This window comes from Xenorhabdus sp. IM139775 (assembly GCF_028598745.1).
Lineage (GTDB): Bacteria > Pseudomonadota > Gammaproteobacteria > Enterobacterales > Enterobacteriaceae > Xenorhabdus.
Genome location: NZ_JAQRFK010000052.1, coordinates 1 through 24,428 on the forward strand (window position 1 = coordinate 1; position 24,428 = coordinate 24,428).

The following is a 24,428-nucleotide window of genomic DNA, read 5'->3' on the forward strand; positions in this document are numbered from 1 at the left end:
ATTGCTTAATCTTTAATTATCAAAAGATTATGATGAAAGAGGAGCCAAGGCTCCTCTTTTCTATTTGAAGCCACTGTATTCGGTGGTTTTTTTGTTGTTTAATAAAATAAAAACAATAATTGAAATGATATTCATTTCTATTTACTATTCTGGAATATCGTTTATTTTATAAGTGTAAAAAATTTTTGGGATGGGTCTTTTGTCCGGCCTGAATAGCCATCAAGAGTGTAAATAGTCAGAAGAGTGCTTCCATGTATGTTTGTCTCTGTAATGCAATAAGCGATAAAACCATACGTAATGCTGTTCATCAGCAACATATTCGTTCTATCAGAGAGTTGAGGAACTTTGTTCCTGTAGGAAACGACTGTGGAAAATGCATACGTCAAGCACGTGAAATAATGAATGAGGAGATTGCCCAGCTACCTCCAATAGATAATGTTGCCTAAAATAAACACAATTTTCTTGCAATTACTCTGCCAAATTAGTACTACACTGTAGTTACTGGAAGCGGAGGAACTTGTTATGAAAGGTGATAAAAAAATAATTGCACATTTGAATAAACTTCTTGGTAACGAGCTTGTCGCCATCAATCAATATTTCTTGCATGCCCGAATGTTTAAAAACTGGGGATTGATGCGCCTAAATGAAGTCGAATATCACGAGTCCATTGATGAGATGAAGCATGCGGATAAGTTTATCGAGCGTATTCTTTTCCTAGAAGGGATACCAAATTTACAAGACTTAGGCAAACTCAATATCGGAGAAGATGTAGAAGAAATACTGCGATCTGATTTGGAATTAGAACTACGGGGTACAAAGGATCTCAGAGAAGCGATCGCCTATGCTGATTCAGTTCATGATTATGTCAGCAGGGACTTGATGATAGAGGTACTTGCTGATGAAGAAAATCATATCGATTGGTTGGAAACTCAACTTGAACTGATAACCCGAATTGGAATACAGAATTATATTCAATCTCAGCTTAGCGAGGAAGCATAGCCATAATTTTGCCGCCCTATAATTTGATGTATATAGGGCGCGCTCTTTCAATTCCCCTTTCTTGTATGTACTTTTTTGCATAGATTTCACTCTTAACCTTGCTTTGTGGGTAAATTCACGTATAATGCGCGGGCTTACCTACACAGAGTAGGGCTGATTTATGATCAGTAATGAGCGGTGAATTAATTACCGCCATTTAAAATACTCCCGATATGGGAGTTATACACAGAACGATTACACTTCCCTATCAATCGAAATGGGTGCGAGGAGTAATCATTTACGTTTATAAAATAGTTGGAGCTCTGGTCTCATGCAGAACCAAAGAATCCGTATCCGCCTGAAAGCATTTGATCACCGTTTGATCGATCAATCAACTGCGGAAATCGTAGAGACTGCGAAACGCACTGGTGCGCAAGTTCGTGGTCCGATCCCGCTGCCGACTCGTAAAGAGCGTTTTACCGTTCTGATTTCTCCGCACGTTAACAAAGATGCGCGTGATCAGTACGAAATTCGCACTCACAAACGTCTGGTTGACATCGTTGAGCCAACTGAGAAAACCGTTGATGCTCTGATGCGTCTGGATCTGGCTGCCGGTGTAGACGTGCAGATCAGCCTGGGTTAATCAGGTCATTGAACGATTGAGAGGTTGAAACAATGATTGGTTTAGTCGGTAAAAAAGTGGGTATGACTCGCATCTTCACGGAAGATGGTGTTTCAATCCCTGTAACTGTTATCGAAATCGAAAATAACCGTGTAACTCAAGTTAAAAGCAAAGAGACTGACGGTTATCGTGCAATTCAGGTAACGGCTGGTAGCAAAAAAGCTAGCCGCGTTAATAAACCTGAAGCAGGTCATTTCGCTAAAGCTGGCGTAGAAGCTGGCCGCATCCTGCGTGAATTCCGTCTGTCAGAAAACGATACAGAGTTCACTGTAGGCCAAAGCATTAGCGTTGAAATTTTCGCTGACGTTAAAAAAGTCGACGTTACTGGTACATCTAAAGGTAAAGGTTTCGCGGGTACTGTTAAGCGCTGGAACTTCCGTACTCAGGATGCTACCCATGGTAACTCCTTGTCTCACCGTGTTCCGGGTTCTATCGGTCAGAACCAGACTCCGGGCAAGGTATTTAAAGGCAAGAAAATGGCAGGCCAACTGGGTAATGAGCGTGTAACCGTTCAGAGCCTAGATGTAGTACGTGTTGACGCTGAGCGTAACCTGCTGCTGGTCAAAGGTGCTGTTCCAGGTGCAACGAACAGTAACCTGATCGTAAAACCGGCTGTCAAGGCGTAACGTCGAGGAGATAGGAATGGAATTGGTAATGAAAGACGCGCAAAGCGCGCTGACTGTTTCCGAAACTACCTTCGGGCGTGATTTCAATGAAGCGCTTGTGCATCAAGTAGTTGTTGCGTATGCAGCTGGTGCTCGTCAAGGTACTCGTGCTCAGAAAACTCGTGCTGAAGTTTCTGGTTCAGGTAAAAAACCATGGCGTCAAAAAGGCACTGGCCGTGCACGTTCTGGTTCTATTAAGAGTCCAATTTGGCGCTCTGGTGGTGTAACTTTCGCAGCGAAACCACAGGACCACAGTCAAAAAGTTAATAAAAAGATGTACCGTGGTGCTCTGAAAAGCATCCTGTCTGAACTGGTACGTCAAGATCGTCTGATCGTTGTCGAGACGTTTTCTGTTGAAGCACCTAAGACTAAGTTGCTGGTACAGAAACTGAAAGAAATGGCTCTGGAAGACGTGCTGATTGTCACTGGCGAAGTTGATGAGAACCTGTTCTTAGCAGCTCGTAACCTGTACAAGGTTGACGTTCGTGATGCAGCAGGTATCGACCCAGTAAGCCTGATCGCCTTCGACAAAGTGGTTATGACTGCTGAAGCTGTGAAGCAAGTTGAGGAGATGCTGGCATGATCCGTGAAGAACGTCTGCTAAAAGTACTGCGCGCGCCGCACGTATCTGAAAAAGCTTCTACAGCGATGGAAAAAAGCAACACCATCGTTCTCAAAGTTGCGAAAGACGCGACTAAAGCAGAGATCAAAGCTGCCGTACAGAAACTGTTCGAGGTTGAAGTTGAAGGTGTAAACACTTTGCTGGTTAAAGGTAAGGTTAAACGCCACGGTCAGCGTATTGGTCGTCGTAGCGACTGGAAAAAAGCTTACGTCACCCTGAAAGAAGGCCAGAATTTGGACTTCGTTGGCGGCGCTGAGTAAGTCGGAGGAGTAAAGAACAATGGCAATTGTTAAATGTAAACCTACGTCTCCGGGCCGTCGCCACGTTGTTAAAGTGGTTAACCCTGAGCTGCATAAGGGTAAGCCTTATGCTCCGTTGTTGGAAAAAAACAGCAAAACTGGTGGTCGTAACAACAATGGTCGTATTACCACTCGTCACATCGGTGGCGGCCATAAGCAGCACTATCGTCTGGTTGACTTCAAGCGTAACAAAGACGGTATCCCTGCTGTTGTTGAACGTCTGGAATATGATCCAAACCGTTCAGCAAACATCGCACTGGTTCTGTACAAAGACGGTGAGCGTCGTTACATCCTTGCGCCTAAGGGCCTGAAAGCGGGTGATCAAATCCAGTCTGGTGCTGATTCAGCAATCAAGACCGGTAACACTCTGCCAATGCGCAATATCCCGGTTGGTTCTACTGTTCACAACATAGAAATGAAACCAGGTAAAGGCGGCCAGCTGGCTCGTTCAGCCGGTGCTTATGCTCAGATCGTTGCACGTGATGGTTCTTATGTAACCCTGCGTCTGCGCTCTGGTGAAATGCGTAAAGTACTGTCTGACTGCCGTGCTACTTTAGGCGAAGTTGGTAACGCAGAACACATGCTGCGCGTTCTGGGTAAAGCTGGTGCAAGCCGCTGGCGTGGTATCCGTCCTACCGTTCGTGGTACGGCGATGAACCCAGTAGACCATCCACATGGTGGTGGTGAAGGTCGTAACTTTGGTAAACACCCTGTAACTCCATGGGGCATCCAGACCAAAGGTAAGAAGACCCGTAGCAACAAACGTACTGATCAATACATCGTACGTCGTCGTTCTAAAAAATAATTAGAGGATAAACCATGCCACGTTCTCTCAAGAAAGGTCCATTTATTGACCTGCACTTGCTGAAGAAGGTAGAGAAAGCGGTGGAAAGCGGAGACAAAAAGCCTATTAAGACTTGGTCCCGTCGTTCAACGATCTTTCCTAACATGATCGGTTTGACCATCGCTGTCCATAATGGTCGTCAGCATGTTCCAGTTTTTGTTTCCGACGAAATGGTTGGTCACAAACTGGGTGAATTCGCGCCGACCCGTACTTATCGCGGCCATGCGGCCGATAAAAAGGCCAAAAAGCGCTAAGGTAGGAGGAAGAGATGGAAACTATCGCTAAACATCGCCACGCTCGTTCTTCTGCTCAGAAGGTTCGCCTTGTGGCTGACCTGATCCGCGGTAAGAAAGTGTCGCAAGCTCTGGAAACTCTGACCTACACCAACAAGAAAGCTGCTGGTTTAGTGAAGAAAGTACTTGAGTCTGCTATTGCTAACGCAGAACACAACGATGGCGCTGACATCGATGATCTGAAAGTCACGAAAATTTTCGTAGACGAAGGCCCAACTATGAAGCGTATTATGCCTCGTGCCAAAGGCCGCGCAGATCGTATCTTGAAGCGCACCAGCCACATTACTGTGGTTGTGTCCGATCGCTGAGACTCTGGAGACTAGCAATGGGTCAGAAAGTACATCCTAATGGTATTCGTCTGGGGATTGTCAAACCTTGGAACTCTACCTGGTATGCGAATACCAAAGAATTCGCTGACAACCTAGACAGCGATTTTAAAGTTCGCCAGTACTTGAACAAAGAACTGGTTAAAGCATCTATTTCACGTATTGTTATCGAACGTCCTGCGAAAAGCATCCGTGTGACCATTCACACCGCTCGCCCAGGCATTGTAATCGGTAAAAAAGGTGAAGACGTTGAAAAACTGCGTAAGGCTGTAGCGAATATTGCTGGCGTTCCTGCGCAGATTAATATTGCCGAAGTGCGTAAACCTGAACTGGACGCAAAACTGGTTGCTGACAGCATCAGCTCACAGCTGGAACGTCGTGTTATGTTCCGCCGTGCGATGAAGCGTGCTGTACAGAACGCTATGCGTTTGGGCGCTAAAGGTATCAAAGTGGAAGTCAGTGGCCGTCTGGGCGGTGCTGAAATCGCGCGTACTGAATGGTATCGTGAAGGTCGTGTACCTCTGCATACTCTGCGTGCGGACATCGACTACAATACTTCTGAAGCGCACACCACTTATGGTGTAATCGGCGTTAAGGTATGGATCTTCAAAGGTGAGATCCTGGGTGGTATGGCTGCAGTTGAACAGGCGGAAAAACCGGCTGCTCAACCTAAAAAGCAGCAGCGTAAAGGCCGCAAGTAAGGAGAGTCGCTGATGTTACAACCAAAGCGTACGAAATTCCGTAAAGTGCACAAAGGCCGCAACCGTGGTCTGGCAGCAGGTACGGATGTTAGCTTCGGCACTTTCGGTCTGAAAGCTGTGGGCCGTGGTCGTCTGACTGCTCGTCAGATTGAAGCGGCACGTCGTGCTATGACCCGTGCAATTAAGCGTCAAGGTAAAATCTGGATCCGTGTGTTCCCAGACAAACCTATCACCGAAAAGCCACTCGAAGTGCGTATGGGTAAAGGTAAAGGTAACGTAGAATATTGGGTTGCCTTGATCCAGCCCGGTAAAGTCCTGTATGAAATGGACGGTGTGCCTGAAGAGCTGGCTCGTGAAGCATTCAAGCTGGCAGCAGCGAAACTGCCTATCAAAACCACCTTTGTAACTAAGACGGTGATGTAATGAAAGCACAAGAGCTGCGCGAAAAAAGCGTTGAAGAGCTGAACACTGAGCTGCTGAACCTGTTACGCGAACAATTTAATTTGCGTATGCAGGCGGCAAGTGGCCAGCTGCAACAGTCTCACCTGTTGAAACAAGTGCGTCGTAATATTGCACGCGTTAAGACTTTACTGACTGAGAAGGCGGATGCGTAATGACCGATAAAATCCGTACTCTGCAAGGTCGTGTTGTTAGCGACAAAATGGAAAAATCCATTGTTGTTGCTATTGAGCGTAAGGTGAAACACCCATTGTATGGTAAGTTCATCAAACGTACGACTAAACTGCACGTACATGACGAGAACAATGAATGTGGAATTGGTGATGTAGTGGAAATCCGCGAAACCCGTCCACTGTCTAAGACTAAATCTTGGACCTTAGTTCGCGTTGTAGAGAAAGCGATTCTATAATAGATCGTTGTCTCGTACGAAATAAACGGCCCAAAAAATAACAGGGCCGTTTATTTTTCTGTCCATCGCGAAGATGTGGTGTTATAATGCCGCGCCCTCGTAGTATGGGATATTGAAACGGCTTCTTTAAAAATAAAGTGGCTCAGTAGTAGTTGACATTTAGCGGAGCACTAAAATGATCCAAGAACAGACTATGCTGAACGTGGCCGACAACTCCGGTGCACGTCGCGTAATGTGTATCAAGGTTCTGGGTGGCTCGCACCGTCGCTACGCACATGTCGGTGACATTATCAAAATCACTATCAAGGAAGCAATTCCTCGTGGCAAAGTGAAAAAAGGTGATGTCCTGAAAGCGGTAGTGGTGCGCACCAAGAAGGGTGTTCGTCGCCCGGACGGTTCTGTCATTCGCTTCGATAGCAACGCTTGTGTATTGTTAAACAACAATAGTGAGCAAGTTATCGGTACGCGTATTTTTGGGCCGGTAACTCGTGAACTTCGTAATGAAAAGTTCATGAAAATTATCTCTCTGGCACCTGAAGTACTCTAAGGAGCAGGAAATGGCAGCGAAAATCCGTCGTGATGACGAAATTATCGTGCTGACTGGTAAAGACAAAGGTAAGCGCGGTAAAGTAAAACAGGTTCTTTCTTCTGGTAAAGTTATCGTTGAAGGTATCAATCTGGTTAAAAAACATCAGAAGCCAGTTCCGGCTCTGAACCAACCAGGTGGCATCGTTGAAAAAGAAGCAGCTATTAATGTTTCTAACGTTGCAATCTTCAACGCAGCAACCAGCAAGGCTGACCGTGTAGGTTTTAGATTCGAAGACGGCAAAAAAGTACGTTTCTTCAAATCTAACAACGAAACTATCAAGTAATTTGGAGTATACGATGGCGAAACTGCATGATTACTACAAAGACGAGGTAGTCCAGAAACTGATGTCTCAGTTTGGTTACCATTCTGTCATGCAAGTCCCTCGGGTCGAGAAGATCACCCTGAACATGGGTGTTGGTGAAGCAATCGCTGACAAAAAGCTGTTGGATAACGCAGCAGCTGATTTGACAGCAATCTCTGGTCAGAAGCCATTGATCACCAAAGCACGCAAATCAGTTGCAGGCTTCAAAATCCGTCAGGGCTATCCAATCGGCTGTAAAGTAACCCTGCGTGGAAAACGCATGTGGGAGTTCTTTGAGCGCCTGATTTCTATTGCTGTACCACGTATCCGTGACTTCCGTGGTTTATCCGCTAAATCATTTGATGGCCGTGGTAACTACAGCATGGGTGTTCGTGAGCAAATCATCTTCCCTGAAATCGATTACGATAAAGTGGATCGTGTACGTGGTTTGGATATTACTATCACCACGACTGCGAAATCTGATGATGAAGGCCGCGCACTGTTGGCTGCGTTTAACTTCCCGTTCCGCAAGTAAGGCAGGGTACTCATGGCTAAGCAATCAATGAAAGCACGCGATGTAAAACGTGCGAAATTAGCTGAGAAATTCTTCGCAAAACGCGTTGAACTGAAAGCGATCATCTCTGATGTAAACGCATCTGATGAAGACCGTTGGAATGCTGTTCTTAAGCTGCAAACACTGCCACGTGATTCCAGTCCTTGCCGTCAGCGTAATCGCTGCCGTCAAACTGGGCGTCCGCATGCATTTTTGCGGAAGTTTGGGTTGAGCCGTATTAAAGTCCGTGAAGCCGCTATGCGCGGTGAAATCCCGGGCCTTAAAAAGGCTAGCTGGTAAAATTGTCACCAATTGAATCACGGGAGTAAAGACAGATGAGCATGCAAGATCCGATCGCGGATATGCTGACCCGTATCCGTAACGGTCAGGCCGCGAATAAAGTTGCGGTCACCATGCCTTCCTCCAAGCTGAAAGTGGCAATTGCCAAGGTGCTGAAGGAAGAAGGTTACATTGAAGATTTTAAAATCGAAGGCGACACTAAGCCAGAACTGGAAATCACTTTGAAGTATTTCCAAGGTAAGGCTGTTGTAGAAAGTATTCAGCGTGTAAGCCGCCCAAGTCTGCGCATCTATAAGAAAAAAGATGAGCTGCCACAAGTTATGGCTGGCTTGGGAATCGCTGTTGTTTCTACCTCTAAAGGTGTAATGACTGATCGTGCAGCTCGCCAGGCTGGTCTGGGTGGCGAAATTCTCTGCTACGTAGCTTAATTCGGGAGGAAAGAATGTCTCGTGTTGCAAAGGCACCCGTCGTCATTCCTGCCGGCGTAGAGGTCAAACTCGACGGTCAGGTTATTTCGATTAAGGGTAAAAACGGCGAGCTAAGTCGTACAATCCACAACGCAGTTGAAGTTAATCATGCGGATAACCAACTGACTTTCGCTCCACGCGAAGGTTTTGCTGACGCTTGGGCGCAGGCAGGTACAACTCGTTCTCTGCTGAATGCAATGGTTATTGGTGTGAACGAAGGTTTCACTAAGAAACTTCAGCTGGTTGGTGTTGGTTACCGTGCAGCAGTTAAAGGCAACGCAGTTAGTTTGTCTTTAGGCTTCTCGCATCCGGTTGAACATCAGCTGCCAGCAGGCATAACTGCGGAGTGTCCATCACAAACTGAAATCGTACTGAAAGGTGCTGATAAACAGGTGATTGGTCAGGTTGCGGCAGATCTGCGTGCCTATCGTCGTCCTGAGCCATATAAAGGCAAGGGTGTTCGTTACGCCGATGAAATCGTGCGTACCAAAGAGGCTAAGAAGAAGTAAGGTAACACTATGGATAAGAAAGTAGCTCGTATCCGTCGTGCGACCCGCGCACGCCGCAAGCTCCAGGAACTTGGTGCAACTCGCCTGGTGGTACACCGTACCCCTCGCCATATTTATGCGCAGGTTATCGCACCAAATGGTTCTGAAACTCTGGTGGCCGCTTCTACAACAGAAAAAGCTATCAGTGAACAACTGAAATTTACTGGAAACAAAGAAGCCGCAGCATTAGTTGGTAAGATTGTTGCTGAACGTGCTCTGGAAAAAGGTATCAAAGATGTATCCTTTGACCGTTCTGGTTTCCAATATCATGGTAGAGTCCAGGCACTGGCAGATGCTGCCCGTGAAGCTGGCCTTCAGTTCTAAGGTAGAGGTGTAAGATGGCTCACATCGAAAAACAAGCTGGCGAACTGCAGGAAAAGCTGATCGCGGTAAACCGCGTATCTAAAACCGTTAAAGGTGGCCGTATTTTCAGCTTTACAGCACTGACTGTAGTTGGTGATGGTAACGGTCGCGTTGGTTTTGGTTACGGCAAAGCACGCGAAGTTCCGGCAGCGATCCAGAAAGCGATGGAAAAAGCACGTCGCAATATGAAAACCGTCGCACTTAACAGCGGCACTCTGCACCATCCAGTGAAAGGCTCACACACCGGTTCTCGCGTGTTCATGCAGCCTGCCCACGAAGGTACAGGTATCATCGCCGGTGGTGCGATGCGTGCTGTTCTGGAAGTGGCTGGAGTTCGTAACGTACTGGCTAAAACCTACGGTTCCACTAACCCGATCAACGTGGTTCGTGCAACACTGGATGCTTTAGACAGCATGAAGTCTCCAGAAATGGTCGCAGCTAAGCGTGGCAAATCCGTCGAAGAAATTCTGGGGTAACGACCATGGCTAAGACTATTAAAATTACTCAGGTTCGCAGCTCAATTGGTCGTTTGCCTAAACATAAGGCAACTCTGACTGGTTTAGGCCTGCGTCGCATTGGACATACTGTTGAGCGTGAAGATACACCAGCGATTCGCGGTATGGTCAACTTGGTTTCCTATATGGTTAAAGTTGAGGAGTAACAGATGCGCTTAAATACTCTGTCTCCGGCTGAAGGTGCTAAGCATGCACCTAAACGTGTAGGTCGTGGTATCGGTTCTGGTTTGGGCAAAACTGGCGGTCGTGGTCACAAAGGTCAGAAATCTCGTTCTGGCGGTGGCGTTCGTCGTGGTTTTGAAGGCGGCCAGATGCCTTTATATCGTCGTCTGCCAAAATTTGGTTTCACTTCACGTAAGGCAATGGTTACCGCAGAAATTCGTCTGTCTGACTTTGCCCGCGTTGAAGGCGATGTTATCGATCTGAATGCACTGAAAGCTGCTAACATTATTGGCCCTCAAATTGAATTCGCTAAAGTAATGCTTTCTGGCGAAGTCAATCGCGCAGTAACTGTGCGTGGCTTGCGTGTTACTAAAGGCGCCCGCGCTGCAATTGAAGCTGCTGGCGGTAAAATTGAGGAATAAGTAACAGATGGCTAAACAACCAGGATTAGATTTTCAAAGTGCCAAAGGCGGATTAGGCGAGTTAAAACGCAGACTTTTGTTTGTCATTGGAGCTCTAATTGTTTTCCGTATTGGCTCTTTTATTCCAATCCCTGGTATTGATGCCACTGTGCTTGCCAAATTGCTCGAGCAGCAAAGAGGCACCATCATTGAAATGTTTAACATGTTCTCTGGTGGTGCTTTAAGCCGTGCTTCTATCTTTGCATTGGGTATAATGCCGTATATTTCTGCGTCTATTATTATCCAGTTGCTGACCGTGGTTAACCCCCGTCTAGCAGAGATTAAGAAGGAAGGGGAAGCTGGTCGTCGTAAGATCAGTCAGTACACCCGTTATGGCACATTAGTGCTGGCGATATTCCAATCAATCGGTATTGCGACTGGGTTGCCGAATATGCCTGGAATGCAAGGGTTAGTGATTAATCCTGGTTTTGCATTCTATTTCACGGCTGTTGTAAGTCTGGTCACGGGAACCATGTTCTTGATGTGGCTGGGTGAGCAGATTACTGAGCGGGGTATCGGTAACGGTATTTCAATCATAATCTTTGCTGGTATCGTTGCAGGTTTACCGCCTGCAATTGGTCACACCATCGAGCAAGCTCGGCAAGGCGACCTGCACTTCCTCCTGTTGCTGTTGGTTGCAGTATTAGTGTTTGCCGTAACTTTCTTCGTTGTTTTCATTGAGCGTGGTCAACGTCGTATCGTTGTTAACTACGCGAAACGTCAGCAAGGTCGCAAAGTTTTCGCGGCACAAAGCACACATTTGCCGTTGAAAGTGAATATGGCTGGGGTTATCCCTGCAATCTTTGCTTCCAGTATTATTTTGTTCCCTGGTACTATAGCCTCTTGGTTTGGTGGCGGAACAGGCTGGAATTGGTTGACAACTATTTCTATGTATTTGCAACCAGGTCAACCGCTTTATGTGTTATTATACGCATCTGCAATCATCTTCTTCTGTTTCTTCTACACGGCTTTGGTTTTCAATCCAAGAGAAACAGCAGATAACCTGAAGAAGTCCGGTGCATTCGTACCAGGAATTCGTCCGGGAGAGCAAACGGCTAAGTACATTGATAAAGTAATGACTCGTCTAACCTTAATTGGTGCGTTATATATTACTTTTATCTGCTTAATCCCGGAGTTCATGCGTGACGCAATGAAAGTTCCATTCTATTTTGGTGGTACTTCACTACTGATTGTAGTTGTCGTCATCATGGACTTTATGGCTCAAGTGCAAACTCTGATGATGTCAAGTCAGTATGAGTCTGCATTGAAGAAGGCAAACCTGAAAGGGTATAACCGCTAATATGGTTTGCTTGAGAAGTTACGGAGAGTAAAAATGAAAGTTCGTGCTTCCGTCAAGAAATTATGCCGCAATTGCAAAATCGTTAAGCGTAACGGTATCGTTCGCGTGATCTGCAATGCAGAGCCTAAGCACAAACAGCGCCAAGGCTAATTAATCGCATATTTTTCTTGCAAAGTTGGGTTGAGCTGGCTAAATTAGCCAGCCAATCTTTTTTATCTGACAGCAACATTATTTGAGTATCCTGAAAACGGGCTTTTCAGAATGATGTTGCAGTGAATAAATATTGTAGGAGTGCATAGTGGCCCGTATAGCAGGCATTAACATTCCTGATCAGAAACATACTGTGATCGCATTAACTTCGATCTATGGTATCGGTAAAACCCGCTCACAAGCAATCTGTGTAGCAGCGGGTATTGCTGAAAATGTTAAGATCAGTGAGCTGTCTGAAGAGCAAATTGACAAGCTGCGTGACGAAGTTGCCAAATACGTTGTAGAAGGTGATCTGCGTCGTGAAGTAACCCTGAGTATCAAACGTCTGATGGACCTTGGTTGCTATCGTGGTTTGCGTCATCGTCGTGGTCTGCCTGTTCGCGGTCAGCGAACTAAGACCAATGCACGTACCCGTAAGGGTCCGCGTAAGCCGATCAAGAAATAATCGGGGTATTGAATAATGGCAAAAGCACCTGTTCGTGCACGTAAGCGTGTAAGAAAACAAGTCTCTGACGGTGTGGCTCATATCCATGCTTCTTTCAACAACACTATCGTTACTATTACTGATCGTCAGGGTAACGCATTGGGTTGGGCAACTGCCGGTGGTTCCGGTTTCCGTGGTTCTCGTAAGTCTACTCCGTTTGCAGCTCAGGTTGCGGCAGAGCGCTGCGCTGAAGCAGTAAAAGAATACGGAATTAAGAATCTGGAAGTTATGGTTAAAGGACCTGGTCCTGGCCGTGAGTCAACTATCCGCGCATTAAATGCGGCTGGTTTCCGCATCACGAATATTACTGATGTGACTCCGATCCCTCATAACGGTTGTCGCCCACCGAAAAAACGTCGCGTTTAATACGTTTTCGTTTTTTAGGATTGTTGGAGAAAGAAAATGGCAAGATATTTGGGTCCTAAGCTCAAGCTGAGCCGTCGCGAGGGTACAGACCTTTTCCTAAAGTCTGGCGTTCGCGCGATTGACACCAAGTGTAAATTAGAACAAGCACCAGGTCAGCATGGCGCACGTAAGCCGCGTCTGTCTGACTATGGTGTACAGTTACGTGAAAAACAAAAAGTTCGTCGTATTTACGGTGTTCTGGAACGTCAATTCCGTAACTACTATAAAGAAGCTACCCGTCTGAAAGGCAACACAGGTGAAAACCTGCTGAACTTGCTGGAAAGTCGCTTGGATAACGTCGTTTATCGTATGGGTTTTGGCGCCACTCGTGCTGAAGCACGTCAGATGGTAAGTCACAAGGCTATCACGGTAAATGGTCGCGTTGTTAACATTGCTTCTTATCAGGTATCCCCGAATGACGTAGTCAGCGTTCGTGAAAAAGCGAAGAAGCAGGCTCGCATTAAAGCAGCCTTAGAGCTGGCTGAGCAGCGTGAGAAACCAACTTGGTTGGAAGTTGATGCTGCGAAGATGGAAGGTATGTTCAAGCGTATTCCTGAACGTACTGATCTATCCGCTGACATTAACGAACACCTGATCGTCGAGCTTTACTCCAAGTAAAGCTTAGCACCAAAGAGAGGACACAATGCAGGGTTCTGTGACAGAGTTTCTAAAACCGCGCCTGGTAGATATCGAGCAAGTCAGTTCGACGCACGCCAAGGTGACCCTTGAGCCATTAGAGCGTGGCTTTGGCCATACTCTTGGCAACGCACTGCGCCGTATTCTGCTTTCGTCTATGCCGGGTTGTGCGGTGACTGAGGTTGAGATTGATGGTGTACTGCATGAGTACAGCACCAAAGAAGGTGTACAGGAAGATATCCTGGAGATTCTCCTCAATCTGAAAGGGCTGGCGGTGAAAGTTCAGGGTAAAGATGAAGTTATCCTTACTTTGAATAAATCTGGCATTGGCCCTGTGACTGCAGCCGACATCATCCATGATGGTGATGTCGAAATCGTCAAGCCGCAGCACGTAATCTGCCATCTGACTGACGAAAGCGCTTCCATTAGTATGCGTATTAAAGTTCAGCGCGGTCGTGGATATGTGCCGGCTTCTGCCCGAATTCATTCGGAAGAAGATGAGCGCCCTATCGGTCGTTTGTTAGTAGATGCTTGCTATAGCCCAGTAGAGCGTATTGCCTACAATGTTGAAGCAGCTCGTGTAGAACAGCGTACTGACTTGGATAAGCTGGTTATCGAGATGGAAACTAACGGTACAATCGATCCTGAAGAGGCGATTCGCCGTGCAGCTACCATTCTGGCTGAACAACTAGAAGCTTTCGTTGACTTACGTGACGTACGTCAACCAGAAGTTAAAGAAGAGAAGCCAGAGTTTGATCCGATCCTGCTGCGCCCTGTTGACGATCTGGAATTGACTGTCCGCTCTGCTAACTGCCTCAAAGCAGAAGCTATCCACTACATCGGTGATCTGGTACAGCGTACTGAAGTTGAGTTACTTAAGACACCTAACTTGGGTAAAAAATCTCTTACTGAGATTAAAGACGTACTGGCTTCACGTGGACTTTCTCTGGGCATGCGTCTGGAAAACTGGCCACCAGCAAGTATTGCTGATGAATAACTAGATCACAGGTTAAGGTTTTACTGAGAAGGATAAGGTCATGCGCCATCGTAAGAGTGGTCGTCAATTGAACCGCAACAGCAGCCATCGCCAAGCTATGTTCCGTAACATGGCAGGTTCTTTGGTTCGTCATGAAATCATCAAGACGACTTTGCCTAAAGCGAAAGAACTGCGTCGCGTCGTTGAGCCGCTGATTACTCTTGCCAAGACCGACAGCGTAGCTAATCGTCGGCTGGCATTCGCCCGCACTCGTGATAACGAGATCGTGGCAAAACTGTTTAATGAACTGGGTCCGCGTTTTGCGAGCCGTGCAGGTGGTTACACTCGTATTCTGAAGTGTGGCTTCCGTACTGGTGACAATGCACCGATGGCATACATCGAGCTTGTTGACCGTGCAGCAGAGTCTCAGACAGAAGCAGCATCTGCAGAGTAATCTGTAGGAGCGTAAAAAACCGGGTATTATCCCGGTTTTTTATTGCCTTATAATTTTGATCCTCTAACCTCCATCTTATACTTATCAATGAATCTGCAAATTTTCCCTGTGCAGGTGATCTCTTAACCTATTCTGGTAGTATTGTGCTTATTGACTACTTGATAGGAGAATTCTATGTATCGTATCGGTCAATTGGCTAAATTAGCAGGTGTGACACCTGACACTATCCGTTTTTATGAAAAACAAGGATTAATGTTCCATGGAGAAAGAACGGAAGGTGGTTATAGGCTCTATACTGCACAGGATCTACAGCGATTGCGTTTTATTCGTTATGCAAAACAATTAGGTTTTACACTGGAAGCTATTGTCGAACTATTATCTATCCGAGTTGATCCTGAGCACCATACATGTCAGGAATCAAAACATATTGTTGATTCTAGATTGCGGGAAGTTGAAGAAAAATTATTAGAAATGCAGAAAATGCGCGATTCTTTGAAAATGTTGAGTGATGCTTGTTGTGGTAGTATGCACGTCAGTACATATTGTTCTATATTGGAAATATTGGAAGAAGGTGCGACAAATAGATAACTTTTCTTTATTATTTTAAGTACTAAGAGTACAATTGCACTGTTTTTAATCAGAATATTATTTTATCAATTAACTTAGAGGTCATCATGACAACATATCGCCATAAAAAAGGCGTTATTAAAGATAATGCTATAGAAGCCCTATTACACGATCCCTTGTTCAGACAGAGAGTAGAAAAAAATAAAAAAGGTAAAGGGAGTTATAATCGTAAAGAAAAACAAGATAAAAAGTGTGGTTGGGAGGCCAATGATAACAATTTTTTCAAGTTGTTATCATTGGCCTTCTAGTTTCTTAAGTGGATAATATCAATATCTGAGAGTTCGGGCTGATGTTTTTATAGGAAGAAAGGACTAGGTTGGAAAAGTTTTTCCACTTCAGGAACGAATTTTTTGTCAGTGATAAACATGATTACATGATCGCCTTGTTGAATGATACTGTAATCATTAGCAATGATGACTTCTTCATTGCGGACAATGGCGCCTATTGTTGTCCCTGGTGGTAATTTGATATCACCTATCTTACGCCCAACAACTTTTGAAGTATGTTCATCGCCATGCGCTATGGCCTCGATAGCTTCAGCAACTCCCCTTCTTAATGAGAACACACTGACAATATCTGCTTTACGGACATGACCAAGCAACGCCGATACTGTAGCTTGTTGAGGTGAAATTGCAATATCAATGACCCCACCTTGGACTAAATCAACATATGCACTGCGTTGAATAAGAACCATTGCTTTTTTGGCCCCCATCCGTTTTGCAAGCATGGCTGACATAATATTGGCTTCATCATCATTCGTTAGCGCTATAAAAACGTCAACCTGCTCAATATGTTCTTCAGCTAGCAACTCTTGGTCGGAAGCATCACCATAGAACACAATGGTATCGTGCAATAGTTCAGCTAATTCAGTGGCTCTTTCTTGGTTATGTTCGATTAATTTGACGCTGTAATCTTTCTCAAGTCGCAAGGCTAAACCTGCACCAACATTACCACCCCCAACAATCATGATGCGTTTATATGGTTTTTCAAGGCGTTGTAATTCGCTCATTACTGCCCTGATATGTTGTGATGCAGCAACGAAAAAGACTTCATCTCCAGCTTCAATAATTGTTGAACCTTGTGGTCTAATGGGACGATCTTGGCGAAATATTGCAGCAACTTTGCTATCGATATGCGGCATATGCTCTCGGAGTGAGGATAAAGCATTGCCTACCAGTGAACCACCATAATAAGCCTTAACCGCGACAATACTGACACGCCCTTCAGCAAAATTAACAACTTGTAATGCTCCTGGGTATTGAATCAATTTATAGATGTAATCAATGACTAATTGCTCGGGAGATATTAGATAATCAATAGGAATATCATCAGGTTGGAATAATTTCTCTGATTCTCGTATATATTCTGATGAGCGTATCCTGGCGACTTTATTAGGCGTGTTAAATAGAGAATAAGCAATTTGACATGCGATCATATTGGTTTCATCTGAATTTGTGACTGCGACCAACATATCAGCGTCTTCAGCCCCAGCTTCCCTCAATACCTTAGGGTGGGAACCATGGCCATTGACAACTCGGAGATCAAATTTGTCTTGTAACTGGCGTAGACGATCTGTATCGGTATCAACGACAGTAATATCATTGTTTTCATCAACTAAATTCTCGGCTAATGTTCCACCAACTTGGCCAGCACCCAAAATGATTATCTTCATAGCGTTCTCTTCTTGATTGGAAGCCGTTTTCTATTCTTGATATTTTAGCAAAACCATAAAATTCCCTCGTTCTGTTGGAACGAGAGGGCGTATCATTGCTTAGTTAGCCGAGCATAAAAGAAACCGTCACCACCCGTAACTTCTGGAATAATTTGCGTTCCGGGCATATTTGAATTACCTGTTTCTGATAATACTGCATCGGGATGACGGGTCAAAAATGCTGTTATTTGCTCACTATTTTCCTGAGGCAAAATTGAACAGGTAGCATAAACTAGTGTGCCATTTCGTTTTAAGTATGGCCAGATAGCATCAAGTATTTCAGATTGTAATGTAACTAATTGATCAATATCTTCATTCCTGCGTAGCCATTTTATGTCAGGGTGACGGCGAATGACCCCCGTGGCAGAACATGGCGCATCAAGAAGAATACGATCAAATTGTTCATCAGCAGCCCATTCATGTGGGAGGCGCCCATCGCCTGTTTTGACGGCAGCGTGTAAATTAAGCCGTTGTAAATTCTCTTTCACTCGTTTAATTCGTTGTTCATCAATATCGATCGCGAGAACTTTAGATTTTGGTGCTATTTCGAGTATATGAGTCGTTTTTCCACCAGGTGCGGCGCAAAGATCCAGTATAGATTCTCCGTCACATGGGCTTAAGAGTTCAGCACATCCTTGCGCGGAGCGATCCTGAATAGTGACCCACCCTTGACTAAATCCGGGTAGTGCATTGACAGGGCAGGGATTAAGAAGACGAATAGCATAAGAATGGTTGATATCCAATTCTGCTTCTATATTAGCTTCTTCTAATAATGCAAGATATTCGTTAACTGTATGATGGAGTTGGTTCACTCGCAACCACATAGGTGGTTTTTGGTTGTTGGCATCCACTATAGTTTGCCAATTTTGTGGATATGCTTTTTGGATGCTTTCTAGCAACCATTTGGGATGTAAATGCTGACTAATATGACTATTTGCCCGTTCGATTAATGCTTGTTGTTGGCGCTGAAACTGGCGAAGGACACCATTAATTACGCCTTTCAATTGTGGTCGTTTTAAGTTAGTTGCCCCATTGACGGTTTCAGCAAGTGCAGCATGTGCAGGTATACGTGTATATATAAGTTGATATATACCAACCATGATTAGATAGTGGAAAATACGTTGTTTTCCTTTCAGTGGCTTTGCCATCAGCTGACTGATAAACCACTCAAGCTGAGGTAATACTCTCATCACACCAAAGCAAATCTCTTGTAGCAACGCTTTATCTTTATCAGAAACTTTTTGTTGGAGTTCGGGTATAACGGTGTTGAGGGATTGCCCTTGATCAAGCACTTGAGTGATTGCTTTTGCAGCGACGCTTCTCAGGTTATATGTATTTTTCATGGTATGGTCAAAAAAGCTGACTTTCGTCAGCATGGTAAATAGGAAGAAGCCAAGATGCTAAAAACATTCAGGCAAAGTTAATATCAGTTGATTTTGTTACCGGGTGTAAACCACTCACGTTTGGAGTTCAGGAGATCGGCGGCCGACATTGCTTTCTTGCCGGGTGGTTGCAACTGAGTAATATTTAATATCCCATCTGTAGTTGCAATTTGAATACCTTTTTTATCTGCGCTGATAATTGTTCCGGGAGCTTGGGTTGTTTGCTCGGTGATGGCTTCTGATTGCCAAATTTTAATTGGCTGATCATCAATTAAGAAGAAGCTCATGGGCCAAGGGTTGAAAGCACGAACACAGCGCTCAATTTGGGTCGCAGGTAAATTCCAATCGACCTTTGCTTCATCTTTACTCAGTTTTTCGGCGTAGGTTGTAAGTGCGCTCTCTTGAACTTCGGGCTGACATTTTCCCGATGTGATCAAACTTAAAGTGCTGAGTAAGGCTTTTGGGCCAATATCGGCAAGTTTTTCATATAAGCTGGCACTAGTATCTTCATTTGTAATTGGGCAAATAGCTTTCAGTAGCATATTACCAGTATCAAGCCCCGCATCCATTTGCATGATCGTTACGCCAGTTTCTTGGTCACCAGCCCAAATTGAGCGCTGAATAGGCGCTGCACCACGCCAGCGAGGTAGCAAAGAACCGTGGACATTCAAGCATCCCAGACGCGGTATATCCAAAATGGCTTGAGGAAGAATTAATCCATAGGCAACAACGATCATGATATCAGCTTGTTGCTCCATGACCCATTGCTGGCTTTCTTCTGTACGTAAGGTTTTTGGCTGGAAAACCGCAACATCATGTTCTTCAGCCAATACCTTTACAGGACTTGGTGTCAGTTTTTTACCTCTTCCTGCCGGTTTGTCTGGTAGAGTGAGCACTCCAACAACTTGATGTTGAGAGTTTAATAAAGCAGCCAGATGGTGAGCCGCGAAATCAGGCGTTCCGGCAAAAATAATACGTAAAGAATCAGGCACTGTTATTTCCTGCGATAATAAAAATTATTTGTTTTTGACTCTCAGTCGGTTAACTTTTTCAACTTTCTGACGGATACGTTGGCGTTTTAATGGTGATAAATAATCAACAAAGAGTTTACCGATCAAGTGATCCATTTCATGCTGAATACAAATGGCCAGTAACCCGTCGGCATTTAACTCAAATGGTTGACCGTGATAATCTAACGCCTTAATTTTTACTTGCTCAAAACGAGGTACAAATCCACGCTGCTCAGGAACAGATAAACAACCTTCTTCTATTCCTGTTTCACCAGTTTCATCAATCAATTCCGGGTTAATCAGAACAAGACGTTGATCACGATTCTCAGAGACGTCAATGACAATAATTCTCTGATGTATATCGACTTGTGTTGCTGCTAAACCGATACCTTCCTCGTCATACATCGTTTCAAACATATCATCAATGATACGCTGAATTTCTGCATCGACTTTTTCTACTGGCTTAGCAATTGTGCGAAGTCGCTCGTCTGGATAATGTAATATTTGTAAAACTGACATATATGTTTAGAACTGCATCCAAAAAGTGAGTGATAATTGGGGTCTATTCTAGACATTTCCCATTTAGATTGACAGTATCGAACATAAATTAATCATGAGAGGGTGGCTCTCAATTTCAAGTCAGGATGACGATATGGAAGCGATGGAAATGTGGTTAAGAATGAAAATGGTCTCTCATCTTTCAGTAGCGAAGGCCATGCTTATTATGGATCGCCTGTTACAGACCAAAAATTGTAGTATATCCTCTCTTAAAACATGTGGCCTGTCATCCGCACAATGCTTGCAATTTATGAAGGCTAGCTCCTCCGTACTGATTTCAGCGCTCAATTGGTTAGAGCAACCAGATCATTATTTGCTGACGTTTTCTCACCCCGCATATCCACCTTTATTAAAGCAAATACATTCTCCACCTCTTGTTCTTTTTGTTGCAGGCGATGTATCGGCCTTATCTCAAAAGCAGATTTCAATAGTTGGCAGTAGAGCAGCAACTTTCTATGGCGAAAAATGGGGAAAGATATTTGCCAGTGATTTGGCTAAAAATAATCTGGTGGTGACGAGTGGACTGGCGATTGGTATTGATGGTATCTGCCATCAAGCGGCATTGGATTCGGGAGGGAAAACAATAGCGGTACTTGGTAGTGGGCTGGATAATATCTATCCCAGTAGGCATAAATTTTTGGCCAGACATATTCAAGAAAACGGTGCATTAGTTTCCGAATTTTTTCCTGATGCCCCACCTAAAGCCAAGCATTTTCCAAGGCGAAATCGAATTATTAGTGGGTTAAGTTTGGCTCTTCTCATTGTGGAAGCCCACAAAAATAGTGGATCACTGATTACAGCTCGCTGCGCTCTTGAACAAGGGCGAGACATTTTTGCATTACCTGGCCCATTAGGAACTCCTGCAAACGAAGGTAATCATTGGTTGATCAAACAAGGGGCTTATTTGGCAACGAATGTAATGGATATCATGGAACATATTAGTTCATCGTTTCAATGGGTTAATGTCGAAGTAAAAGGTCAGGAGGAGGAAAATAAACAATTTGAACAAACAGAGTTGCCATTTGTGGATGTGCTGGTTAACGTAAGTAATGAAGTTACCCCTATTGATGTGATTGCCCAGCGCTCTTCCCTGCCTGTTACAGAAGTTATGACCAAATTATTGGAATTGGAGCTTATGGGAAAAGTTGCTGTTGTTGCTGGTGGGTATGTCCGGACTAATTAGCTATGTAATTTGTGATTTTTCCAATGTTATGGTGGCTACCGATATTCAGCGAGTGAGATATGTCTAAGAAAGTGCCTTTTGCTATAAGAGAAATAGAGCATTGCCCTGAGTGTAATGCTGAGTTGGTGATCCGTCATGGGGATCATGGCCCATTTTATGCGTGTTCCAGTTATCCGTCTTGTCATTATCTTCGTCCTTTGAAAACACAAGTAGATGGGCATATTGTTAAAGAACTGGATGGGCAAATTTGTCCGAAATGTGGTTTCACTTTAGTCTTACGTCAAGGGCGTTATGGCATGTTCATTGGCTGTAGTCATTATCCTGAATGTGAACATACAGAATTAATTGATAAACCAGACGATACATCAATTAATTGTCCTCAATGCCAGCAAGGAAAATTACTCCAGCGTAAATCTCGTTTTGGTAAAACATTCCATTCCTGTAATCGCTATCCAGAGTGTCAGTTTGCACTTAACAATAAGCCCATCCCAGGAGAATGCATGTTTTGTCACTACCCATTGTTAATAGAAAAGCGCACTTCCCAAGGCGTAAAACTATTTTGTGCCAGTAAATTGTGTAGCAAGCAGCAAGCTAATGAAATAGAGAAATGAAATGAGTCACGAAATCTCACTGGTATTTGATGCAGTGATCACGGCCTTAAAAGAAGAAAAAGTCATTGCTTACCCGACTGAAGCTGTTTTTGGGTTAGGATGTGATCCAGACAGTGAAAATGCAGCGCAAGAGCTATTAGCGTTGAAGAATAGGCCTTGGGAAAAAGGGTTAATTCTTGTCGCTGATAATTATGAGAGGTTATGTCCTTATATTGATGATGAACAGCTAAATGATATACAGAAAGAAGCCATATTCTCATCTTGGCCTGGTCCTGTTACATGGGTAATACCTGCGAAAGCAACCACACCAAAATGGTTGACTGGCAAGTTTTCAACATTGGCCGTTCGAGTTACGGATCATCCTTTGGTTAAGCAACTATGCGCTATGTATGAAAAACCACTTGTTTCGACCAGTGCAAATCTTAGCGGATTAGAACCATGCCGTAGTGTGGAAGAAGTGCGGCAGCAATTTGGAAATCGTGTTCCAATTTTAGAAGGAGAAGTTGGTGGGCGTAAGAATCCATCAGAAATCAGGGATGCTTTAACTGGCAAATTGTATCGGCAAGGATAGGTAATCATGGATAAGTTCGCGGTTTTTGGTAATCCAGTCGCACATAGTAAATCTCCTTATATTCACCGATTGTTTGCTGAACAAACAGGTATCGAACATCAATATGGGAGAGTACTTGCTCCGGTAAATAACTTTGAGCAAACCTTAGCGCATTTTTTTGAACAAGGTGGCTTAGGGGCAAATATCACCGTTCCTTTTAAAGAGAGGGCCTATAAATGCTCAGATGAATTAACTGAACGAGCAAATATCTGTGGGGCAGTTAATACATTAAAACGGATAGAGGGAAACCGGCTGCTTGGTGATAACACCGATGGAATGGGATTATTGGTGGACTTGCAGCGGCTCAAGTTCCTTTCTCAAGGACAGAAAATTCTGATCATAGGCGCTGGCGGAGCTGCGAAGGGTGTATTATCTCCTTTGTTATCACGAGGTTGTTCAATCACTATCACTAACCGTACATTTGAACGTGCTCAAGTAATCGCAAATACATTTTCTTTACGGGGAGCTATCCGAGCCGTTGAAATGAGCGCCCTTGGTCTTATTACTCCAGATTTTGATATTATCATTAATGCAACCGCTGCTGGTCTTGATGGACAAATTCCGGTTATTTCTCCGTTGATTTTCCAAAATGATAGTGTGTGCTACGACATGTATTACCAGCGTGGATTAACTCCTTTCCTGACGTTTGCCCATCAAAATGGAGTTTCACGTTTGGCGGATGGTTTAGGAATGTTGGTGGGGCAAGCTGCATATTCTTTTGAGTTGTGGCATGGTGTATTTCCCGAAATAGAACCGGTTTTAACTGACTTGAGACGGGAATTACACGCATGAACCAATCAATTCAATTTCCAGATCGTGAAGAATGGGATGAGATAGAAAATAAGGTGATATTCCCAGCAATGGTGGATGGCTTGTTGGTGGAATGTATAATCAGTTCTGATGAAATAATAAAGCGTTATGGTAAGGATCATCATCCACTCGATTTGTTTCGCCAACATCGCTGGGATTTGGAAGAAGAATTTGAAACGGTCATTTTGAGTGGGCATGATGATCAATTTGGGCGTTACTCCTTGCTTTCAGATTGTGTTGATAAGTAGTTATCTTTCCAGCGAGCGTAATTATTAGCGAAATAAAGCAGCCCTTCCAATTCTTCAGGTTTGAGTTTTCTCACTTGTTTGGCAGGGCTACCGACATACAGATAGCCGCTTTCTAATTTTTTTCCTGGGGGGACTAGGCTACCGGCTCCAATCACAACATCGTCTTCAATAGTTACTCCATCAAGTAAGATGGAACCCATGCCAACTAAGACTCGATTTCCAATTTTACATCCATGCAGCATTGCCCTATGACCTACGGTGACGTCTTCGCCAATGATTAGTGGGAAGCCATTTGGATTATCAGAAGATTGATGAGTCACATGTAAAACAGAGCCATCTTGAATGTTTGTGCGTGAGCCAATTGAGACATAGTTTACATCCCCCCGAATAACTACAAGGGGCCAGATACTGACATTATCTGCCAATCTGACATCTCCAATGACAACAGAAGAGGAGTCTAAAAGAACTTTTTGACCAATTTGAGGATAGAAATTTAGATATTGACGTAAAACAGTGGACATAAAAACCTCAAGCAGTAGAGCAGATAGTAATTATAGAAACAATTATATCGAAATGTTATAGAGGAAAAACGCCATGTAATGAAATAAATTGCATTAATTTTGGTCTATTTGAATGGTTTTTATATTAAAAAGAGCAAAAAATGCTCACTTGAAAA

General features: G+C 44.2%; 42 protein-coding genes. 37 read left to right on the top strand and 5 right to left on the bottom strand.

Features of this window, described 5'->3' with window-relative positions; translation table 11 throughout:
* Nucleotides 1-251: 251 nt before the first annotated feature.
* From bfd to PSI17_RS11825, 32 genes are all read left to right on the top strand, one after another.
* Nucleotides 252-446 carry a bacterioferritin-associated ferredoxin gene (bfd, locus tag PSI17_RS11670; protein WP_273552143.1) on the top strand — a complete coding sequence of 65 codons (195 nt, stop codon included), beginning with the start codon at nt 252-254 and terminating at the stop codon, nt 444-446.
* A gap of 76 nt (nt 447-522) precedes the next feature.
* A complete protein-coding gene (gene bfr, locus PSI17_RS11675) occupies nt 523-999 on the top strand; it encodes a bacterioferritin (protein ID WP_273552144.1) in 477 nt (158 codons plus the stop codon).
* 310 nt (nt 1,000-1,309) lie between these two features.
* Entirely contained in the window at nt 1,310-1,621 is a 312-nt protein-coding gene (rpsJ, locus tag PSI17_RS11680) for a 30S ribosomal protein S10 (RefSeq protein WP_001181005.1), read from the top strand.
* Nucleotides 1,622-1,653: 32 nt separating this feature from the next.
* The gene (gene rplC / locus PSI17_RS11685; RefSeq protein ID WP_273552145.1) at nt 1,654-2,286 is read left to right on the top strand and encodes a 50S ribosomal protein L3; all 633 of its coding nucleotides are present in this window, start codon (nt 1,654-1,656) and stop codon (nt 2,284-2,286) included.
* Nucleotides 2,287-2,302: 16 nt separating this feature from the next.
* Nucleotides 2,303-2,908 (top strand): 50S ribosomal protein L4, encoded by a 606-nt coding sequence (gene rplD / locus PSI17_RS11690; RefSeq protein ID WP_273552146.1) that lies wholly within the window; start codon nt 2,303-2,305, stop codon nt 2,906-2,908.
* Nucleotides 2,905-3,207 (top strand): 50S ribosomal protein L23, encoded by a 303-nt coding sequence (gene rplW / locus PSI17_RS11695; RefSeq protein WP_038269605.1) that lies wholly within the window; start codon nt 2,905-2,907, stop codon nt 3,205-3,207. The genes rplD and rplW overlap by 4 nt, the downstream gene beginning before the upstream one ends.
* A gap of 19 nt (nt 3,208-3,226) precedes the next feature.
* Complete coding sequence (rplB, locus tag PSI17_RS11700; RefSeq protein ID WP_045960144.1) at nt 3,227-4,051, top strand: 50S ribosomal protein L2; 825 nt, start codon at nt 3,227-3,229, stop codon at nt 4,049-4,051.
* A gap of 14 nt (nt 4,052-4,065) precedes the next feature.
* Nucleotides 4,066-4,344, top strand: a complete 279-nt coding sequence (gene rpsS / locus PSI17_RS11705; RefSeq protein WP_011148791.1) for a 30S ribosomal protein S19 — start codon at nt 4,066-4,068, stop codon at nt 4,342-4,344.
* Nucleotides 4,345-4,358: 14 nt separating this feature from the next.
* Nucleotides 4,359-4,691: a 50S ribosomal protein L22 gene (gene rplV / locus PSI17_RS11710; protein ID WP_010847481.1), complete on the top strand. Its 333-nt coding sequence runs from the start codon at nt 4,359-4,361 to the stop codon at nt 4,689-4,691.
* A gap of 17 nt (nt 4,692-4,708) precedes the next feature.
* Complete coding sequence (gene rpsC, locus PSI17_RS11715; protein WP_074021480.1) at nt 4,709-5,410, top strand: 30S ribosomal protein S3; 702 nt, start codon at nt 4,709-4,711, stop codon at nt 5,408-5,410.
* 12 nt (nt 5,411-5,422) lie between these two features.
* Nucleotides 5,423-5,833 carry a 50S ribosomal protein L16 gene (gene rplP / locus PSI17_RS11720; protein WP_038252494.1) on the top strand — a complete coding sequence of 137 codons (411 nt, stop codon included), beginning with the start codon at nt 5,423-5,425 and terminating at the stop codon, nt 5,831-5,833.
* The gene (rpmC, locus tag PSI17_RS11725; RefSeq protein ID WP_086113938.1) at nt 5,833-6,024 is read left to right on the top strand and encodes a 50S ribosomal protein L29; all 192 of its coding nucleotides are present in this window, start codon (nt 5,833-5,835) and stop codon (nt 6,022-6,024) included. Before rplP ends, rpmC begins: the two co-directional genes overlap by 1 nt.
* A complete protein-coding gene (gene rpsQ / locus PSI17_RS11730; RefSeq protein WP_011148786.1) occupies nt 6,024-6,278 on the top strand; it encodes a 30S ribosomal protein S17 in 255 nt (84 codons plus the stop codon). Before rpmC ends, rpsQ begins: the two co-directional genes overlap by 1 nt.
* Before the next feature lie 175 nt (nt 6,279-6,453).
* Complete coding sequence (rplN, locus tag PSI17_RS11735) at nt 6,454-6,825, top strand: 50S ribosomal protein L14 (RefSeq protein WP_010847486.1); 372 nt, start codon at nt 6,454-6,456, stop codon at nt 6,823-6,825.
* Nucleotides 6,826-6,835: 10 nt separating this feature from the next.
* A complete protein-coding gene (gene rplX, locus PSI17_RS11740; protein WP_038240483.1) occupies nt 6,836-7,150 on the top strand; it encodes a 50S ribosomal protein L24 in 315 nt (104 codons plus the stop codon).
* A gap of 13 nt (nt 7,151-7,163) precedes the next feature.
* Entirely contained in the window at nt 7,164-7,703 is a 540-nt protein-coding gene (gene rplE / locus PSI17_RS11745) for a 50S ribosomal protein L5 (protein WP_273552147.1), read from the top strand.
* A 12-nt stretch (nt 7,704-7,715) separates the two neighbouring features.
* Complete coding sequence (gene rpsN / locus PSI17_RS11750; protein ID WP_010847489.1) at nt 7,716-8,021, top strand: 30S ribosomal protein S14; 306 nt, start codon at nt 7,716-7,718, stop codon at nt 8,019-8,021.
* A gap of 35 nt (nt 8,022-8,056) precedes the next feature.
* Nucleotides 8,057-8,449, top strand: coding sequence for a 30S ribosomal protein S8 (gene rpsH / locus PSI17_RS11755; protein WP_038240479.1), 393 nt, complete (start codon nt 8,057-8,059; stop codon nt 8,447-8,449).
* 14 nt (nt 8,450-8,463) lie between these two features.
* On the top strand, nt 8,464-8,997 hold the full coding sequence (gene rplF / locus PSI17_RS11760; RefSeq protein ID WP_045968054.1) for a 50S ribosomal protein L6: 534 nt from the start codon (nt 8,464-8,466) through the stop codon (nt 8,995-8,997).
* A 9-nt stretch (nt 8,998-9,006) separates the two neighbouring features.
* Nucleotides 9,007-9,360: a 50S ribosomal protein L18 gene (gene rplR, locus PSI17_RS11765; protein ID WP_198691373.1), complete on the top strand. Its 354-nt coding sequence runs from the start codon at nt 9,007-9,009 to the stop codon at nt 9,358-9,360.
* Nucleotides 9,361-9,374: 14 nt separating this feature from the next.
* A complete protein-coding gene (rpsE, locus tag PSI17_RS11770) occupies nt 9,375-9,875 on the top strand; it encodes a 30S ribosomal protein S5 (RefSeq protein WP_036773468.1) in 501 nt (166 codons plus the stop codon).
* 5 nt (nt 9,876-9,880) lie between these two features.
* A complete protein-coding gene (gene rpmD, locus PSI17_RS11775; protein WP_045968059.1) occupies nt 9,881-10,060 on the top strand; it encodes a 50S ribosomal protein L30 in 180 nt (59 codons plus the stop codon).
* A gap of 3 nt (nt 10,061-10,063) precedes the next feature.
* The gene (rplO, locus tag PSI17_RS11780; RefSeq protein WP_045960137.1) at nt 10,064-10,498 is read left to right on the top strand and encodes a 50S ribosomal protein L15; all 435 of its coding nucleotides are present in this window, start codon (nt 10,064-10,066) and stop codon (nt 10,496-10,498) included.
* 7 nt (nt 10,499-10,505) lie between these two features.
* Nucleotides 10,506-11,837 carry a preprotein translocase subunit SecY gene (secY, locus tag PSI17_RS11785; protein ID WP_273552148.1) on the top strand — a complete coding sequence of 444 codons (1,332 nt, stop codon included), beginning with the start codon at nt 10,506-10,508 and terminating at the stop codon, nt 11,835-11,837.
* 33 nt (nt 11,838-11,870) lie between these two features.
* A complete protein-coding gene (gene rpmJ, locus PSI17_RS11790; protein ID WP_045968063.1) occupies nt 11,871-11,987 on the top strand; it encodes a 50S ribosomal protein L36 in 117 nt (38 codons plus the stop codon).
* A 148-nt stretch (nt 11,988-12,135) separates the two neighbouring features.
* The gene (rpsM, locus tag PSI17_RS11795; protein ID WP_038269629.1) at nt 12,136-12,492 is read left to right on the top strand and encodes a 30S ribosomal protein S13; all 357 of its coding nucleotides are present in this window, start codon (nt 12,136-12,138) and stop codon (nt 12,490-12,492) included.
* 15 nt (nt 12,493-12,507) lie between these two features.
* Nucleotides 12,508-12,897, top strand: a complete 390-nt coding sequence (rpsK, locus tag PSI17_RS11800) for a 30S ribosomal protein S11 (RefSeq protein WP_004388621.1) — start codon at nt 12,508-12,510, stop codon at nt 12,895-12,897.
* A 36-nt stretch (nt 12,898-12,933) separates the two neighbouring features.
* The gene (rpsD, locus tag PSI17_RS11805; RefSeq protein WP_273552149.1) at nt 12,934-13,554 is read left to right on the top strand and encodes a 30S ribosomal protein S4; all 621 of its coding nucleotides are present in this window, start codon (nt 12,934-12,936) and stop codon (nt 13,552-13,554) included.
* 25 nt (nt 13,555-13,579) lie between these two features.
* Complete coding sequence (locus tag PSI17_RS11810; protein ID WP_038269634.1) at nt 13,580-14,569, top strand: DNA-directed RNA polymerase subunit alpha; 990 nt, start codon at nt 13,580-13,582, stop codon at nt 14,567-14,569.
* 40 nt (nt 14,570-14,609) lie between these two features.
* Nucleotides 14,610-15,002, top strand: a complete 393-nt coding sequence (rplQ, locus tag PSI17_RS11815) for a 50S ribosomal protein L17 (protein ID WP_045968068.1) — start codon at nt 14,610-14,612, stop codon at nt 15,000-15,002.
* Nucleotides 15,003-15,176: 174 nt separating this feature from the next.
* Nucleotides 15,177-15,590, top strand: coding sequence for a Zn(2+)-responsive transcriptional regulator (gene zntR / locus PSI17_RS11820; RefSeq protein ID WP_273552150.1), 414 nt, complete (start codon nt 15,177-15,179; stop codon nt 15,588-15,590).
* Between the two features lie 86 nt (nt 15,591-15,676).
* Nucleotides 15,677-15,877, top strand: a complete 201-nt coding sequence (locus PSI17_RS11825) for an alternative ribosome-rescue factor A (RefSeq protein ID WP_273552151.1) — start codon at nt 15,677-15,679, stop codon at nt 15,875-15,877.
* Between the two features lie 47 nt (nt 15,878-15,924).
* Here PSI17_RS11825 and trkA read toward each other — a convergent pair whose 3' ends face one another.
* From trkA to def, 4 genes are all read right to left on the bottom strand, one after another.
* On the bottom strand, nt 15,925-17,301 hold the full coding sequence (gene trkA / locus PSI17_RS11830) for a Trk system potassium transporter TrkA (protein ID WP_045968075.1): 1,377 nt from the start codon (nt 17,299-17,301) through the stop codon (nt 15,925-15,927).
* A gap of 92 nt (nt 17,302-17,393) precedes the next feature.
* Nucleotides 17,394-18,683, bottom strand: a complete 1,290-nt coding sequence (gene rsmB / locus PSI17_RS11835) for a 16S rRNA (cytosine(967)-C(5))-methyltransferase RsmB (RefSeq protein WP_273552152.1) — start codon at nt 18,681-18,683, stop codon at nt 17,394-17,396.
* Between the two features lie 83 nt (nt 18,684-18,766).
* Complete coding sequence (fmt, locus tag PSI17_RS11840) at nt 18,767-19,714, bottom strand: methionyl-tRNA formyltransferase (RefSeq protein WP_273552153.1); 948 nt, start codon at nt 19,712-19,714, stop codon at nt 18,767-18,769.
* Between the two features lie 24 nt (nt 19,715-19,738).
* A complete protein-coding gene (gene def, locus PSI17_RS11845; protein WP_273552154.1) occupies nt 19,739-20,251 on the bottom strand; it encodes a peptide deformylase in 513 nt (170 codons plus the stop codon).
* A 133-nt stretch (nt 20,252-20,384) separates the two neighbouring features.
* Between def and dprA the strand changes: the two genes are divergently transcribed.
* The 5 genes from dprA to PSI17_RS11870 are packed head-to-tail and all read left to right on the top strand — an operon-like array spanning nt 20,385 to nt 23,752.
* Complete coding sequence (dprA, locus tag PSI17_RS11850; protein WP_273552155.1) at nt 20,385-21,473, top strand: DNA-protecting protein DprA; 1,089 nt, start codon at nt 20,385-20,387, stop codon at nt 21,471-21,473.
* 59 nt (nt 21,474-21,532) lie between these two features.
* Nucleotides 21,533-22,084: a DNA topoisomerase family protein gene (locus tag PSI17_RS11855; RefSeq protein WP_273552156.1), complete on the top strand. Its 552-nt coding sequence runs from the start codon at nt 21,533-21,535 to the stop codon at nt 22,082-22,084.
* Nucleotide 22,085: 1 nt separating this feature from the next.
* Nucleotides 22,086-22,655 carry an L-threonylcarbamoyladenylate synthase type 1 TsaC gene (tsaC, locus tag PSI17_RS11860; RefSeq protein ID WP_273552157.1) on the top strand — a complete coding sequence of 190 codons (570 nt, stop codon included), beginning with the start codon at nt 22,086-22,088 and terminating at the stop codon, nt 22,653-22,655.
* A 6-nt stretch (nt 22,656-22,661) separates the two neighbouring features.
* On the top strand, nt 22,662-23,486 hold the full coding sequence (gene aroE / locus PSI17_RS11865; RefSeq protein WP_273552158.1) for a shikimate dehydrogenase: 825 nt from the start codon (nt 22,662-22,664) through the stop codon (nt 23,484-23,486).
* Nucleotides 23,483-23,752, top strand: a complete 270-nt coding sequence (locus PSI17_RS11870; RefSeq protein WP_273552159.1) for a DUF1488 domain-containing protein — start codon at nt 23,483-23,485, stop codon at nt 23,750-23,752. The genes aroE and PSI17_RS11870 overlap by 4 nt, the downstream gene beginning before the upstream one ends.
* On the opposite strand, the gene PSI17_RS11875 is transcribed toward PSI17_RS11870, so the two are convergent.
* Nucleotides 23,719-24,273 carry a gamma carbonic anhydrase family protein gene (locus PSI17_RS11875; protein ID WP_273552160.1) on the bottom strand — a complete coding sequence of 185 codons (555 nt, stop codon included), beginning with the start codon at nt 24,271-24,273 and terminating at the stop codon, nt 23,719-23,721. The two genes, PSI17_RS11870 and PSI17_RS11875, sit on opposite strands and share 34 nt — an antisense overlap.
* Nucleotides 24,274-24,428 lie beyond the last annotated feature (155 nt).